Here is a 16,073-nt window from a genome sequence, read left to right as displayed (position 1 = left end):
ACCCTCATGACAGTCATCAAGCCCGTTGTTTCAACGCTGATCCTGTGCTGCATCGCTTCGATCGGCATCACGAGTTTCGTTCACGCTGAAAGCCCACAGTCCGATGATCCGGCCCAGATGAACCTTCACGCAATGTTGGGACCGGTTCCCGCATCGGCAAAGTTCATCGACGAAGGCTATTACATTTGGGGTGGCAGTATGGTGCGTGACGCCGACGGAAAATGCCACCTGTTGTACAGCCGCTGGCCGCGTGATTTGAAACACGGTGCCTGGGTGACTCATTCGGAAATCGCACATGCCGTCGCCGATCATCCGTTGGGGCCGTACAGGCACGTGGACGTCGCGTTGCCCGAACGTGGTGCCGAATACTGGGACGGGCTTTGCACTCACAACCCCACGGTGCATGAGTTCGATGGAAAGTATTACCTGTACTACATGGGCAATACGGGCGATCGGAAACCAACCGAGCGTTTGAATTGGACGCATCGTAACAACCAACGGATCGGCGTCGCCGTTGCCGATCATCCGGAAGGTCCGTGGAAGCGTTTTGATCAACCGCTGATCGACATCACGCCTGATGAATCGGCCCCGGACGCGTTGATGACCAGCAACCCGTCGATCCTTCGGCGGTCCGATGGAACGTTCGTGTTGATCTACAAAGCGGTGGGTCTGAAACGCGAGCGGCCTTTCGGAGGTCCCGTTGTTCACTTGGCGGCGACCAGCGATTCGCCGACCGGTCCGTTTGAAAAGCACATGAAACCGCTGTTCACGGTCCCGGGCGAAAACTTCTCCGCCGAAGATCCCTTCATCTGGTCGCAGGGCGAAACCTGTTTGGCGATCGTCAACGACCACCACGGCGCATTCAACGGCTTGAACACCGATTCACTGGCACTGTTCACATCCAAAAACGGACTGGATTGGGAAGTCGCCGCCAACCCGCTGGTCACCGCCCGCGAACTGACGTGGGCCGACGGGACTCATCAAAAGCTGAACCGTTTGGAACGTCCGCAACTATGGATGGAAAACGGAAAGCCCGCCGTGCTGTTCTGCGCCGGCGAAGAAACCGACCAGCAACTGCATTCGTTCAACGTCCATATCCCGCTGACTTCGACCGACGCGAAGTAGTCTGCTTCTAAATCCCAACCTCATTCCTTCCGCCCCACCATCACCCAATGTCTCGCCTTCACCCTTGTCCTTGCCTTGTAACGATCGGCATGCTGACCATCGTCCTGGGCGCCGTCGTTCCATCGTCTTATGCGGAAACTCCCGGCGATCCTTCGCCGTCTGCCACTCAGCCGCAGATGGATTTGTCAGATTGGAAACTCGTGTGGCAGGACGAGTTTGATTACCCCGACGAAGAATTGGACAAACACTGGGAATCCCAGAACGCCCCCAGCCATCACATCTTGTGCAGCCGATGGCGTGAAAACGTGGTGGTCAAAGACGGAATCCTGCACCTGGTCAATCGGAAACAGCAACGCGGCGGCCAAGACTGGACGTCCGGCAGCATCTGGACGCGAAAGAAATTCAAGTACGGCTATTTCGAATGCCGCTATCGCTATGCCGAAGCCACGGGGACAAACAATTCATTCTGGCTAATGACACGAGGCGCCGATCCGGACGAAGGCAAGCGATTTGAAATCGACATCAACGAAGGTCACTATCCCAATGAAGTGAACACCAACATTCACAATTGGTCCGACGTGGTGGTCGGTGATGATGGAAAGAAGACTCATCCGTCGGCCCACAAAGGTTTCGCTTTTGGCATGCGTCCAGACTATTCGCTGCCGCTGGAAATCCCCATCACGACGACACGTCTGCGTTTGACCTCCAACACCAGTCCTCATTTCCACATCCGCGAACTTCGCGTCTTTGGTGTCGGCGACCGTTACCCGGACCCACTTTCGGAAACGGCCGATCAAGACATCAACGGCTTGGTCAATCACGCCACCGACCCATCCGTCCGAGTCACCGCCAGTGGTATGCACAACCCAAACACACGTCCCGAACATGCGGTCGACGGAACGACACTCACCAGTTGGACATCGCCCGACGAAGGCGAAAAATGGATCGAACTGCGATGGCCCGAGCCGATCACCATTGGCTGCATCCAGTTCATCAATGGTTGGCAAAAGGATGGACATTGGACCGGATGGGGCCAAGTCAGCGATTACAAGATCCAAGCCCATGACGGTAAAACGTGGCATGATGTGGCCACGATGAATTCCAAGGACGAAGCCGACTTTGGTGCCAACTATCACACCTACGGTCTGCTGTGGACCGAAGACGAATTGGTCTTCTACCAGGACCGCAAGGAACTACGCCGCATGCCCAACGAATTTTGCAAAAGCGAATGCCCGATCTGGCTCAGTGAAGCCATCATCCGATGGGCCGGCACCGTTTCCGACCAAATCGACGGGACCAGCATGAAGGTCGATTGGGTTCGCTATTACCAAAAGGAAAGCGATCAATGAATGCGGTGTTCATTGCGATTCGTGTGCCGGTCGCGTTGAACCTAGTTCACCATTGATGCTTGGTGTGACGATTGATAAGGCGACAATGGGTTGGTAGTCGTCACGTCGGAGAACGGCAGCATCACTTTTCATGGCGAAATACTGCGGGTCAAAGCGTCGCCGTATGACAACGGTGTTCATGATCCGCCGGCGATCCTCCGTTTGGCAAGAATGTCGAGTGATCAAGTAGGTCAACCTTTCCTTGGCGGATAGCAAAGACTTTGGGGTGATGTCTCGGAGAAACATCGCTGCGTGAGGTTGCTGTTTCAATCACGTCGAGATCGTTTGGTGGCGAATCGTGTGAAACGATCTGCTGCGATTATCCTATCGCCAATTCTATATGTTTCGGTTGTGTGGGAAGCCTGGCTGTTCCGGAGTGGATTGGTCAGCGCGGCGAAGATGACGCGCCGAATTGGAACACATTGACGCAGTGGCAGGTGAAGTTCAATCAGTGCGATATGATAGGGAGGACATGTCTGACGCTTTTTGTTTTGCTGACATCGGAGACGTTAGAATCGCAAGCTTGATAATAAAAGAGATTGAATGGGGACTGCTTGCCCGCTGTGGCATGGCACCGTTCATCGCAGTTCATCGTGAGATCTCCCAATTTGTTTTCTAACAATATCGTGGAAAACGGGGACAAGCAAAACGACTCAATATGCCCACCATCAAGATGATCGAAACACGCGACGCCCGTTTTCCGTTGAAACCGGGCGAAGGGGTTGATGCGGTTCACAGTGAACCGGTTTACTCCTATGCCGTCACGCATTTGAGGACCGACACCAACGACGCAGGGACGGGCATTGCGTTCACCTTGGGTGGTGGAAATCGATTGGTTTGTGAAGCGATCGAGTTACTCACGGATCGACTGATTGGCCAGGATATCGAAGACCTGATGAGTCGTTGGGGCGTCGTGTCGCGTGAGTTGGCCGACCATCCGCAACTGCGTTGGCTCGGGCCGCACAAAGGCGTCGTGCATCTGGCGCTTTCGTCGATCGCCAACGCATGCTTTGACTTGTGGGCGAAGGCTCGGCAAGTCCCGCTGTGGAAGTTGTTGATTGATTTGTCGCCAGAAGCCATCGTCGACACATTGGACTTGACCTATTTGGAGGAAGTGCTATCGCGTGAACAAGCGATCGAGTTGTTAAATGTCAATCGTCCCGGGCGTGAAGATCGAATGCAAGTCGTCCGGAACGGATACCCCGGATACGATACATCGGTCGGGTGGTTTACGTACGCTGATGATGTGATCGTCGCCAACGCGAAAAAGGCACTCGACGCAGGATTCACCGCGATGAAGCTAAAAGTCGGGTCGGCGGACAGTGCACGTGATCTTCGTCGCGCCGAACTCGTCCGCGACGTGGTCGGCGAGTCGACGCGTCTGATGTTTGACGCCAACCAAGCGTGGAATCTTCCGCGAGCGATGGACATGTGTCAGAAACTGGCGGACTTGAAAGCGTTTTGGATCGAAGAGCCGACTCATCCGGACGACGTTTTGGGCCATCAAAAGCTTTCCAAAGCCATCGCCCCATCAGCGATCGCGTTGGGTGAGCACGTTCCCAATCGCGTCATGTTCAAGAACTTCATACTTGCCGGTGCCATGCAATTTGTCCAAGTTGACGCGGTTCGTGTCGCTGGGGTTAGCGAATTCATTGCGATCAGCATGCTTGCTCGGCAAAAAGGCCTGAAGGTTGTTCCGCACGTCGGCGACATGGGACAACTGCACCAGCATTTAGTGTTGTTTAACCATATTTCGTTGGGGCATGAACGTGTCTTCCTGGAATATATTCCACACCTTCGCGACCATTTCGTCCACCCGGCGGATGTCGACGCAGGCATCTACCGCACGCCCGACGTTCCCGGGGCAACCTGTGATCTGAAAGAGGCGAAAAGCACCTAAGGAGACGCTCACGCGTCCATTTACCCATGTCTCGACTCAGCAAGACCGCTTCCACGTTCTCGCCCGCATTCGCAATGCTCGCCGTCTTCCTGGTGACGGTTGTGCAGGCGACGGCCCAGGAAGAATCGCACTACGAGCCCAACTGGGAATCGCTGCAGAAGTATCAAATTCCTGACTGGATGGCCGACGCCAAGTTCGGAATCTTCGTCCACTGGGGTCCGTCGTGCGTTTCCGAACACGAGACCGATTGGTATCCGCGTTGGATGTATGAGGATACGGTCCAGCGACATCACGTGACCGGTGAAATCAAAGTCCATCAACCTCATCCGGCGTACCTGTATCACGTGAGGACTTACGGCGATCCGTCCGAGGTGGGTTACAAGGATCTGATCCCCATGTTCAAAGCGGAGAACTTTGACGCGAAAGAATGGGTGGATCTATTTGTCGAGGCCGGTGCGAAGTATGTCATTCCGGTGGCCGAGCACCACGATGGCTACGCGATGTATGATTCGTCCCATACACGCTGGAATTCGGTTCAGATTGGTCCCAAGCGTGATCTGTTGGCCGAGCTGCGTGATGAAATTCGGCGACAAGGATTGATCTTTGGCGCGTCATCGCACTATGCGTTTAATTGGCGGTACTATCCGCAAGATCCCGCTTATGACACGGGGAACCCCGCGTACTCGGACCTGTACGCGCCGCTCCACGATCTTGGCGCGCCTGCGAGCAAAGAATTCTTGGAGATGTGGTGGGTTCGCACCAAAGAGATCATCGACAACTACCAGCCGGACATCTTGTGGTTCGACTTCGGGCTCGATTCCCCTGAGTTTGCTCCGTACCATCCAAAGCTAGCCGCCTATTACTACAACCATGGCCGGGCACGTGGCGTGACCACGGTCTTGCAAACCAAGAACCTGCGATTCCCTTCGTATCCCAAGGGAACGCATATGCTGGATCTGGAACGCAGCAAATCAGACGAAATGTTGAACGAACTATGGCAGACTGACACATCGGTGGGCAGCAATTCATGGTTCTACTGTGAGGACTGGCAATCCAGATCCGCCAATTCCTTGATCGATGATTTAGTCGACATCGTCAGCAAGAACGGCTGCTTGCTACTGAATATCGGGCCGGATGGCAGCGGTCGCATCCCAGATCAACAGGCCGATGTGTTGCGGGAGATCGGTCGCTGGCTGGCGGTCAACGGCGAAGCCATCTATGGCACGCGGCCCTGGAAAGTCTTCGGCGAAGGCCCCACCAAAGTCGCGACTGGCCACCTCAGCGAAGGTAAAAACGCCGACTTCACTAGCGCTGACATTCGATTCACGGCAAAACCCGGCACCATCTACGCAACGATCTTGCAGGCTCCTCAAGGCGAAGTGCTGATTCAATCATTGAACGCCAACGAACACCCAAGACTAAAGCAGATTGATTCCATCACTGTGCTCGGTTCAGACCAAACCTTGAAATGGCGATTATCTGGTGAGGGCCTGACGATTGAATCGATCGTTGATCCGCCGTTCGAGGACGCGATCGTGCTGAAGATTAATGTGCCGCAATAGCGGCAAGTCCCTTGGTTTTTCGATGTGGCGTGCTGGTCAGTCGATCAGCGTCTCGTTGTTCTGATAGACCAACAGGATGGCAATCAGTGCGATCAACAACGTGACCCAGATGGCGATCGCAATCCGAGTCGATCGTCTGGCCTGCTCCTCTTCCCACCACGATCGTGGCCGTACGCCTTGAGCAATGAAGGTTGCGACGCCCGTCAAATTGACGCTGACCACGTTGGCCATTACCAGCATCATCGCCCCGGCGGCAGATCGATAGGCTCCTTCGGCGAATAACATGCCGAATGTGACCAGCGGCGGCATCAATGCAACCGCCACCATCACTCCGATCACCGCGCTGGACATGCCACGGGTGAAGGCAAACGTTCCCGCGGCACCGGCGGCCAATGCCAAAGTCAGGTCGCCAAGATTGACTTCGGTCCGTGACTGAATCGCAGGAATGGTCGGATCAACTTCCAGCATGATTCCAATGCCCAACGCGACCAACAGTGTCACGGTCACCCCGACCACGTTGGTCAGCAAAGCCCGACGCAACAACGCAAGATCGCCCAGGGTCGTCGCCAACGACATGGCCACATTCGGCCCCAACAGCGGCGCGATCACCATGGCACCGATGATCACCGCGACGTCGTCTCGCAACAGTCCGACCGCTGCGACGACCGACGACAGGATTGTCATCGCCAGAAAGACTCGATCGATGCCCAGCGTTTCGGTGATTTCACTGTACAACTCTTCGCGGCTGACCCGACCGCTGTCGCTGGTGCCTTCCTGATCCGAGCCATCGTCTGCGTCAGTGTTTTGATCCGTTTCCTTGGTGACGTCGGGGCGTGGCAGAACCGCCTCGACCGGCAGCACAACAATACAGAAGCCTTCGTATTTCCCAAACGCTTCCTCGAACCGGTCCATGATCGGCTCGGTGGCTTCGGCGGGCACCAGCAAGTGCAATACAATCCGTTGATCGGAAGTATCGTCACGCCAAGTACCAAGAACCTTCTGGCCCTCCAACAAATCGTCGAAGTTACCGTCGGCGTTCTCGGGGATGAATATCTGCAGAAATCTCAACGCAATCTCATTCTATACCCCGACGACCACAGGGTGGCCAAGCGCTCGGCCGCCAAGCGAAGACTATATCACGGTCACCTGACCCAAGCATCCACGGCACCCAAAGTCGACCGCAAAGGCAAACAAAGACGCCTGACCCCTTATTCAGGCGCGGCGGCGTCGACGGGCGGGTTTGGAGAGGTTGGGGGTGTCGAAATCGTCGTCGAAAAGGTTGTCAAGTTCGTCGCCGCCGGGCATGACGTCGGCGAGTTCGGGTTGCGACGGCTGATTGCCGGCCAGCAGGTCCCGTTCGCTTAAGAAGGTGCGGATCAACCGCAGCATTTCGTCACGATATCGGGAGACGCTCTTGGTCTCTTCCACCCAAAGCCGGACTTCGATTCGCTGTGACCGCTGGCCCACGCACACAAGCGTCGCTTGTGGGGCCGGGGTCAACAGAACGTCCGGTTGATCGATCATCAATTCCTGTAACATGCGGCACAGGTCGGCTGGTCGCTGGTCGCGGGTGGTCGACACCTCCATCGCCACCACACTCAGCCGTCCCGCCCCCATCCAGTTCACGACATCGGTACTGACGAAGTTCTTGTTGGGAACGATGACTTCGCGTCCGTCATCGTCGGCCAACACCGTGGTCCGCAATCGCTGCGCCGCCACGCGACCGGTGACCTTGCCCACCGTGATGCGATCGCCCAGTCTGGCTGGCTTTTCGAACAACACGATCATGCCACCGAACAGGTTGCGGACCATGTCTTGCAACCCGAATCCCAGCCCGATGGTCAACCCGACCGCCAACCACTGGATCGTCTGCCAACGCAAACCGATGAATCGTCCAGCAACCAGACATCCGACACCGAATATCAACACGCGTCCAAGGATGAAGGTGAAATGTTCCATGCCTTCGTCAAAGGAAACACGCTGCAGAACCAACGCATCGAATAGCGCTGGCAATAGCTTTGCCAGTTGAAAGGCCACAAACAGGGTGGCCGCTGCCAGCACCAAATGAAACGCGGTGACCGGGCGCGGTTCGGTCGTTGACTGAAGGCTGCTGGTGCCGTCCGCATCGATCACCGTTTGGGTCACCACGTCATCGACGGTCCAGACGACCGGATTGCCGACTTGTGCATTGGGAAAGACATCGATCCAAAGCCATCCGAATCCGAACACCGCGACCAAGACCAAGCCACACTGGCACAGGAACGCCAAGTGGTGTTTCAGTTCCAGAAAGTGTTCGCCCAAGGCCCCGGACACCTTGCCGGTTTCCGCATAGCCACCGATCACGTCACCGTCCGCTTGGTCGCCCGCCATTCCGGTGATGCGTTCCCACAGTTCTTCCGACGCGTATTTCAAACCCGGCCAGATCATGGCGGCCGACATCGCGATCACGGATGTCCAAATTGCACGTCGAATGATCTCCGCTGTCGTGAATCCGTATCCTAGTAAAGACAGCCCGATCATCGCGAACGGAAAGGCCAGGGCGGCGATGTAAAGCAACAATCGTGCGTGGTGAATCACGCTGCCACAGTATCTTTCGATCAGCGGTTCCAAGAATCCGCCGGTCGGTTTGAACGAACGGTGCAGTGTCCAGGCGACCAACAACATGGCGGTAATGAAACCGATTCGCGACACCGACCCACGCCACATTCCCTGGTTCATCAACCCCATCAGCGTCACGGCATAGGCGGCAATGACCAAACCGGTGCCCACGATGGTCAGGTAGGTCATCGCCCGAGGCCGGCGTTCCAGTTCGATGTCGACGTGTTGGTCCAAGTACCCGCCGGCACGCAACCATTGCCGGGGAACTTCGATCAACAGAGCGACCAGACTGCCGGCCGCAAAAGCGCTGGACGCATACAGCGTGGCTTCGGAAACGATGCCGTCGCCCAACCATCGCGAAATCAAAAAGAAGCACGATGGGATTCCCGTCGCGACGACCACGGTCAAAAGGCCGGCGTACAGCTTTCGCCGCATCGGATGCGTTTTGCGAAGACGCTTTTTATTGCCGATACCGATCAGCCATGACTTGGCCAGCCAGCGGACGGCTAATGCGACAATGATCCAGGCCAACGTGCTGATCCCCGCCACGGGATTGTCACGCAATTTTCGTTCAACGGTCGGTCCGAAATCGGCGCTTCGTTGGGCGTCGAACAGCGCGCCCATCCCGCTCTTAAAGTTCTGCAGGTCGGCCAAACTGATCGGATCGTCGCTGCGAATCCATGCCACATGCCGATCAATCAGCGCGCGATATTCGTCGGCCAAGTCACGCGACGCATTGGTCACCGAATCCAGTTCGCTCAGTTTGTTTTGATAGTCGCCATAGGCCGTGCGAAGCGAATCCAACCAAGCGTACCGCTGGTCCAACAATTCTTCGACTTGTCGCCGCAGCGGGTCGTGATCGGGGACATCGCGATAGCCGGCTTTGGCCAGCAAACGTGACGCTTGAGCGATCGGGTCGGAACCGTCGAATTCGACCAAGTCCAGCTTCAACTGCTGTTGGCGGGCGTCGGACAAGGCTTGATTGACGAACGTCGCTTGGCCGTGTTCGACCTGCCACTGGTCCAGTTGTTCTTTCTTGTGCCGCAGCAGTAATCCGACGGTCGGCGTCAGCCCGTGGTGTTCCAGTTTCTGTTGAACTTCTTGGAAATCATGCAGCGTGGATCGGCGGTTGCGATCCGCATCGTGAACCTGATCGGACAGCCGCAGGTACGATCGCGCCGCTTCGATCCATTGCCTGACATACTGTGCGTTCTCGTAGGCGACGTCTGCGATGACCGGTGCCCCCGATCGATGGATCGAATCGAACCGGTCGATGGAGTCTCGGGCCGATCGCAGATGTTGGTCCGCATAGACCGATGACGCCCAATCGTCAGGTTCCCGATGGTCTCGGGGCAACAGCGGATAACTGGCCGGGTCAGCGTTGACCGACGCCGGATTGGCTTTGACGCCCGAATCGGCCGACGATCGAGACGAACGGGGCGAACCGAAACGCGACGTCGTGTTGGATCGCGTGTTGGCAAAGGTGGATTTTCCGTTGGCCTCGGTCGACGTTGTGTTGCGGATCGGCCGCGTTACGATCGTCGAACCGGACGTCGGCTGGGTGCTGCGAGTCACCGATGCGGATGACGAAGATCGCACCGGACGTTCGGAAATGACGCGTTCCGAAACGATGACCGGCCGGCCGACGGGTGTCGACGAGATGACCTGGCCGTGCAGCGGCGGCGCGACCGGACCGTGGACGATGATCTGTTGAGCCGTCGACAATCCGGGAAGCAACGCGACGATGATTCCCAACGCCAATGCGTGGCCGGACGCCGGAATCCGCCGCAATCGGGGCCCGATATTCGTGTGCGGCCACGGCCGAGGCGAAAAGCCGGATGAAAAGGTGATCAGTGAGGGGCGCATCGAAACCGCAGCCTGAAAGTCGAGTTGGCGGCAGGAAAAGCCGGATTCTTTGCCGCCAATTCAGGACGGACCGGTTGTCCATACGCCAAAACGCCCTCTCGCCGCCACAGCGATCCAGTTTCACGCTGCGCCCGAGTGCCGATGCGGGCCCGGGTGCCGATGCGGGAGCGTCAGATGTTCGCCGGCATGCCGATGCTGGGGGTCGGGGGCAACATCGCGGCCAGTCGAGATTCCGTCACGCCCGCTTTGTGGCCGAAGAATCCGCGTCGCTTGATCACGCTGGCCACTTCCGCCGGAACATGGTCTTCCCAAGCCGGGTCGCCCGCGTCGATCATCTTCAACACTTCGCGAGAGAACGTCGAAAGGTGTTCCGGGTTGTACGCGTCCAGCTGTTCGATGCACCCCGTGTCGACCAAGTAGTGGTACAGCTTGTCCAAATCGGGCGAAACCGAAAGGTTGTCGACCGTCGTCAGGGTGCCCGTTTCGCGATCCAACAGCGGGTAGATGTACAGCTTCAGATCGTTTTTGAACATGCGTCCGAACGATTCCAAGATGCCGCCTTCTAGGCCGGTGTAATACTTTTCGTTGAACAACTCGGCCAGGCTGCCGGCGCCCAGCGTGATCCCGATCCGCTCTTTCGTGTACCGCGAAAGGTAGGCGGCCAAGCGATAAAACTCGAAGTAGTCGGAGATCAACACCGTCATGCCACAAGCAGCCAGCGTGTCGGCGCGGGCCAAGAAGTCACGCAGATCAATGTCGCCGTTGGCTTGCAAGTTCCGCATGGTGATTTCGGCCAACTGGACGATGCGGTCCTCTTCCACATCGGCTTCTTTCTTGAAGCTTTCACGTGCGGCCGACAACATGTCCAAGTTGACGTGCGTGACCGGACGGAAACTGCCGCGTTCGACCAGAATTGGTCGCTTGTAAAGGACCTCCGACGGCTGCAGTACGTCGCCCGATGCCGAGAACATCGCGGCGCTGCTGAGTCCCAGCTGCACCAGTCGCAGACTCATCACGCGGTTGTCGACATGGCGGAATGCGATGCCGGAAAACTCGATCATGTCGATCTCGATCCGCTGCGTTGACAGATTATCCAGCAACGATTCGAGCAATTGTTCGGGTTCGTGGTGCATGAAGAACGCACCGTACAACAAGTTCACGCCGACGATGCCGAGCGCTTCCTGCTGCGCCTCCATGTTCTTGTCCAGCATCCGGACGTGAATGATGATCTGGCTGTCTTCGTCCCGCGGGTGTGCCTGGAAACGAATCCCCATCCATCCGTGACATTCGTTGGTGCCGTGATAATTGCGGGCCGAAACGGTGTCGGCAAACGCAAAGAAGGCGGTCGAATCCCCACGGCTTTCACGCAACCGTTCCAAGTTCAATTTGTGTTCGCGATCCAGCATGTCTTCCAACCGCTGGCGACAAACGTAGCGGTCGCATTTGCCATAGATCGCGTCGCTGACGGACATGTCATAGGCGGACATGCTCTTGGCGATCGTGCCGGCGGCGGCACCGACGCGAAAGAACCACCGAACGACTTCCTGGCCGGCACCGATCTCGGCGAACGATCCATAGCGGCGGGAATCCAGATTGACTTGCAGAGCTTTCCGGTCGGTGGTGGGGCGTTCGCTGGGCATGGTTCGTTTCGTTTTCCGTACTGCCTTGGAAGCTTTCAGCCGCCTGAAAGCGCAATGGTTAGACAATAGGTTCTTGCCGACAAACCAAACGCAGTCGGTAAAAAACCCGGAAAACTACGGCCACGCGCAGCCCTCAAGCGAAACCTGCCCCGATCGATCCTTTTAACCCCGACGACCGGAAAGTCGTGGGGTGACGATTGAAACCGGGTTGAGAATCCCGCGTGTGCGACATTTGCGGTGCGGTCGGGACCAGGCGAAGCCGCGAAAGAGTGTGTCCCCAACACCCCACACTTTGATTTCTGGCGAAGGATGTCGCAGATGCATCGCAAGTTATTGGCCGAGATGATCGGCACGTTCATTCTGGTTTTCGGCGGCTGCGGTGCAGCGGTCTTCGCGGCCAACATTCCCAACGAAGAATCCGCCGCATTGGCTACCAACATGGGATTCGGATACTTGGGCGTCAGTTTCGCGTTTGGTCTGACCGTCCTGGGATGTGCGTACGCCTTTGGTGGTGTTTCGGGTTGTCACCTGAATCCCGCGGTGACGGTCGGCCTAACGGCGGCGGGTCGGTTCAAGCCGGCGGAGCTTCCCGGCTATGTGATCGCCCAAGTCGTCGGTGCGATCGCCGCGTCGGGCTTGCTGTATTTTCTGTTGCAACAGGGCCCCGATGGTTATGTGATCACCGAGGGCCGATTGGCGGCAAATGGATACGGGGAATTTTCGCCCAGCGGTTACAGCATGCTGGCCGCTTTGGTCGCCGAAATCGTTTGCACGTTCATCTTCTTGATCGTGATCCTGGGGGCGACATCCAAACACGCTTCACCAGCCGCCGCAGGCATTGCCATCGGTTTGACGCTGACTCTGATTCACCTGGTCGACATCCCGCTGACCAATTGCAGTGTGAACCCGGCACGTAGCACCGGGCCGGCCGTCTTTGTCGGTGGATCCGCAATCGGCCAACTGTGGTTGTTCTGGGTCGCGCCGCTTGCCGGTGCCGCGTTGGCTGGTGTGGTCAGCCGCATCGTCAACGCCGATGACGCGGATGCCGCGTAAGACCTATTGGCTTTGATCGACCGACCGCGTCGCACGACGCAGTCGGTCCATGATCGCGCGGCCGATACCGATTTCTTCACAGCGATCGATCACCAACAGATCACAATCGCTCTGGTCGGCTTCACGCAAGACGGCAAACAAACGTGACGCGATTCGGCGCAGGTCGCCCGTTTCATCGACGATCCAGACTTGGTCAAACTGCGACCGCTGGGCATCATCCAGTCTGCTGAATGCGATGCGTCCGATTCTTTGCGGTGCTTGAAATGACGGTTCGCCAAGCAGCGTTTCATACCGGTCCACGAACACCAGCGACTTGTCGGGTGAATAGTGCGTTGGCAGTTGACCGGGCGCGACCTGAGCCTTGGAGTGATTGACACCTTGTTCGGGAACGTCGATCCGGCCAAAGACGCTGCGAAGCTGTTCCGCCGTGATGCCACCGGGTCGCAGCAGGCGTGGGCCGTCGGCATCCAACTGGATGATTGTTGATTCGACCCCCCAGTCACAACGGCCTCCGTCCAAGACCATCGCCACGGATTGCCCCAAACCATCGGCGACGTGCCGGGCGATCGTCGGGCTGACGTAGTTGGACACGTTGGCACTGGGCGCGGCCAAAGGAAAGGGGCACTGTTTCAACAGTTTTCGCATCACGGGATGATCGGGCACACGAATCGCAACGGTGTCTCGACCGGCGGTGACGATGTCGGGAATCGATGACGATCGTGGGACCACAACCGTCAATGGTCCGGGCCAAAACGCGGATGCAATCTTCCATTGGTCGATCAGCGTCGGGTCCGAGCCTGCGTTGTGTCGGTCACCCACAAACAATGACGTGTACCGTCGCGCGGCGGTCGCGTCAGCGGCATGCACGATCAACGGATTGGTACTGGGCCGTCCCTTGGCTTGATAGATCTTTGACACCGCGTCATCGCGGGTGGCATCGGCGGCCAAGCCGTAGACCGTTTCGGTGGGAACGCCCACCAGATCGCCCGCGGCCAATGCGGCCGCGGCACGGCGTATCGCCGAATCGGTGGGCCAGTGAATCAGCGAAGCGGGATCGGTGTCTTGGTTCAACGGACGACGGGGTTGCCGATGGACAGATGTGGAAAATGAAATGCCGTGTGATTCGTAGCCGCCGGTTTGTCACTGATCTTCGAACAGCAACATTCGATCGTTCTCCGAATCCGCCAGCCAGAACGATCGGCCCTGCCCCGTCGCGGCGATCCCGTGCGGTCGCTTCAATTCGGTCGTCTTCGCAGCCTGATTGCCGCCCAACACGGTTTCGATACGGTCCGCGGCGACGTCAACACGGCGCACGCAGTGGTTTTCGGTGTCGACGACCAGCACACCGCCTTCGGCATCAATGTCCAGCCCCTTGGGACCGTTCATCGTCGCGGCTTTGGCGGATCCGCCGTCACCGTCATAGCCTTTCTGGCCGTTGCCGGCGATGTGATGCAGCGTATCGGTCGCGCGATCTAAACGCCAGATGCTGTTGCCTTCACGCAAGGCGATCCAAATCGATGCGTCATCAACGGCAAGTGAACGTGGACCGAACAGAGAAGCCTGTTGGCGAGCTTGGCCGTCCTTTGGAAGTTCGGGTGAACCGTCGCCGCAGAATGGCGAGACAACACCGGACTTCAAATCCAACTTGCGAATGCGGTGATTCTTGGTGTCGGCAATCAACAACGTCTTGGCGTCCAGCACCACGACGCTGTGTGGCTGGTTAAACAAGGCTGATCCGCCGGGACCATCGGCAAAGCCGGCTTTGCCCGTTCCCGCGATGACTTGGTAGCGATGGTCCGCCGGATCGGTTTGTTCGGCACTGCCGCCGTCGGTATCGACGCGAATGATTCGGTGGTTCCGAGTGTCGGCGATGTACAACTGTTTGGCGTCACCGACGCGGACTTCATGCGGCCACTGAAACACACCGGCTTCGGCGCCACCGATCAGCGGGCGATAACGATCATCGGGGGAAATCAATCCAACGCTTTCATCGGTGATGCTGGTGACCCAAACGTCATCGCCGTCGACTTCCACGCCGAACGGCATGCCGACCGGAACGGTTGCCGTGACGGTTTGCGACCAGACGGCCGGGACGTCCACGGACAACAGCATCAAAACCACCAGCGCAAAAGAAATCGGATGCGGGCGGCGGAACCAATCAGGCGTGGTTCGCACTACAATACGGTGACTCATTTGGCGGTATGTCTCCCAGACGCAAAATCGTGTCGGCGGTTTGTCGCGGCGTTGCCCCCGGCGAAGACAACGGCTGCGTTTTCACGGCCAGGATATCATGAACGACGAAACCGAACCGGACATCGACTTGACCGACCCTTCGGTGATCGCCCGATATGAGCCGTATCTGCGAATGCTGGCCCGGACTCAATCGCGTCGTGCGTACCAGGCGAAGGTCGGTGCCAGCGACATGGTCCAACAGGTGATGTTGCAGGCCGTGCAGGGATTCGACGGTTTTCGCGGTAAGACCGAAGCCGAACTGCGGGGCTGGCTAAGACAAATCTTGGCGAATCATCTGTGTCACCTGGATCGCGACATGCACCGTGACAAACGCGATGTATCCAGGGAACAATCGATGCAGCAAGCGGTGCATCAATCGTCGATGCGTCTGGAACAATTGCTGGCCGGCGACATGGCCACGCCCAGCCAGCACATGGCGGTCGGCGAGAGTGTGATTCGGCTGGCGACGGCGATCGAAAAGCTGCCGGACGACCAGCGTGATGCCGTGCGTCTGCACTATTTGGATGGCTTGAAATTGGCCGAGGTGGCACAGCGGATGGGGAAGTCCAATGGTTCAATCGCCGGCTTGTTGCACCGGGGAATGAAACAGTTGCGCCGGGAATTCGAAGCGTAGGCCATGTAAGGCGGGGCGCGGTGCGGGTGCGTGCCCCTGACCGCCGCAAAGCGAAACGCTGTCGCGAAGCGAAAT

The 16,073-nt window shown here is 57.6% G+C and carries 11 protein-coding genes; 6 read left to right on the top strand and 5 right to left on the bottom strand.

Annotated features, from left to right (window positions below):
- Positions 1–6 precede the first annotated feature (6 nt).
- The 4 genes from HFP54_RS13185 to HFP54_RS13170 all read left to right on the top strand — a co-directional run bounded on the left by HFP54_RS13185 (position 7) and on the right by HFP54_RS13170 (position 5,975).
- On the top strand, positions 7–1,125 hold the full coding sequence (locus HFP54_RS13185; RefSeq protein ID WP_168565474.1) for a glycoside hydrolase family protein: 1,119 nt from the start codon (positions 7–9) through the stop codon (positions 1,123–1,125).
- Positions 1,126–1,214: 89 nt separating this feature from the next.
- On the top strand, positions 1,215–2,474 hold the full coding sequence (locus HFP54_RS13180) for a family 16 glycosylhydrolase (RefSeq protein WP_235951735.1): 1,260 nt from the start codon (positions 1,215–1,217) through the stop codon (positions 2,472–2,474).
- A 697-nt stretch (positions 2,475–3,171) separates the two neighbouring features.
- Positions 3,172–4,413, top strand: coding sequence for an enolase C-terminal domain-like protein (locus HFP54_RS13175; RefSeq protein WP_168565472.1), 1,242 nt, complete (start codon positions 3,172–3,174; stop codon positions 4,411–4,413).
- Positions 4,414–4,439: 26 nt separating this feature from the next.
- Positions 4,440–5,975 carry an alpha-L-fucosidase gene (locus HFP54_RS13170; protein ID WP_168565471.1) on the top strand — a complete coding sequence of 512 codons (1,536 nt, stop codon included), beginning with the start codon at positions 4,440–4,442 and terminating at the stop codon, positions 5,973–5,975.
- A gap of 36 nt (positions 5,976–6,011) precedes the next feature.
- On the opposite strand, the gene HFP54_RS13165 is transcribed toward HFP54_RS13170, so the two are convergent.
- The 3 genes from HFP54_RS13165 to HFP54_RS13155 form a co-directional block, all read right to left on the bottom strand.
- The gene (locus HFP54_RS13165; protein WP_168565470.1) at positions 6,012–7,043 is read right to left on the bottom strand and encodes a TIGR00341 family protein; all 1,032 of its coding nucleotides are present in this window, start codon (positions 7,041–7,043) and stop codon (positions 6,012–6,014) included.
- Positions 7,044–7,187: 144 nt separating this feature from the next.
- Positions 7,188–10,364: a mechanosensitive ion channel domain-containing protein gene (locus HFP54_RS13160; RefSeq protein WP_235951733.1), complete on the bottom strand. Its 3,177-nt coding sequence runs from the start codon at positions 10,362–10,364 to the stop codon at positions 7,188–7,190.
- A 245-nt stretch (positions 10,365–10,609) separates the two neighbouring features.
- A complete protein-coding gene (locus HFP54_RS13155; protein ID WP_146413769.1) occupies positions 10,610–12,079 on the bottom strand; it encodes a TonB-dependent receptor in 1,470 nt (489 codons plus the stop codon).
- 318 nt (positions 12,080–12,397) lie between these two features.
- On the opposite strand from HFP54_RS13155, the gene aqpZ reads away from it, so the two are divergent.
- The gene (gene aqpZ / locus HFP54_RS13150; protein WP_146413770.1) at positions 12,398–13,132 is read left to right on the top strand and encodes an aquaporin Z; all 735 of its coding nucleotides are present in this window, start codon (positions 12,398–12,400) and stop codon (positions 13,130–13,132) included.
- Between the two features lie 3 nt (positions 13,133–13,135).
- Here the strand turns inward: aqpZ and HFP54_RS13145 are convergent, their stop codons facing one another.
- Together HFP54_RS13145 and HFP54_RS13140 are read right to left on the bottom strand one after the other, a co-directional pair.
- Positions 13,136–14,203 (bottom strand): L-threonylcarbamoyladenylate synthase, encoded by a 1,068-nt coding sequence (locus tag HFP54_RS13145; protein WP_235951732.1) that lies wholly within the window; start codon positions 14,201–14,203, stop codon positions 13,136–13,138.
- 69 nt (positions 14,204–14,272) lie between these two features.
- On the bottom strand, positions 14,273–15,325 hold the full coding sequence (locus HFP54_RS13140) for an NHL repeat-containing protein (RefSeq protein WP_168565468.1): 1,053 nt from the start codon (positions 15,323–15,325) through the stop codon (positions 14,273–14,275).
- A gap of 97 nt (positions 15,326–15,422) precedes the next feature.
- Here HFP54_RS13140 and HFP54_RS13135 point away from each other — a divergent pair, with 97 nt between their 5' ends.
- Positions 15,423–15,998 carry a sigma-70 family RNA polymerase sigma factor gene (locus HFP54_RS13135; RefSeq protein WP_145297690.1) on the top strand — a complete coding sequence of 192 codons (576 nt, stop codon included), beginning with the start codon at positions 15,423–15,425 and terminating at the stop codon, positions 15,996–15,998.
- Positions 15,999–16,073 lie beyond the last annotated feature (75 nt).

Origin of the sequence: Crateriforma spongiae, assembly GCF_012290005.1 — a bacterium.
Taxonomy (GTDB): domain Bacteria; phylum Planctomycetota; class Planctomycetia; order Pirellulales; family Pirellulaceae; genus Crateriforma; species Crateriforma spongiae.
Note: the sequence above shows the minus strand (reverse complement) of the source record. Positions and strands in the feature narration are given on the sequence as shown.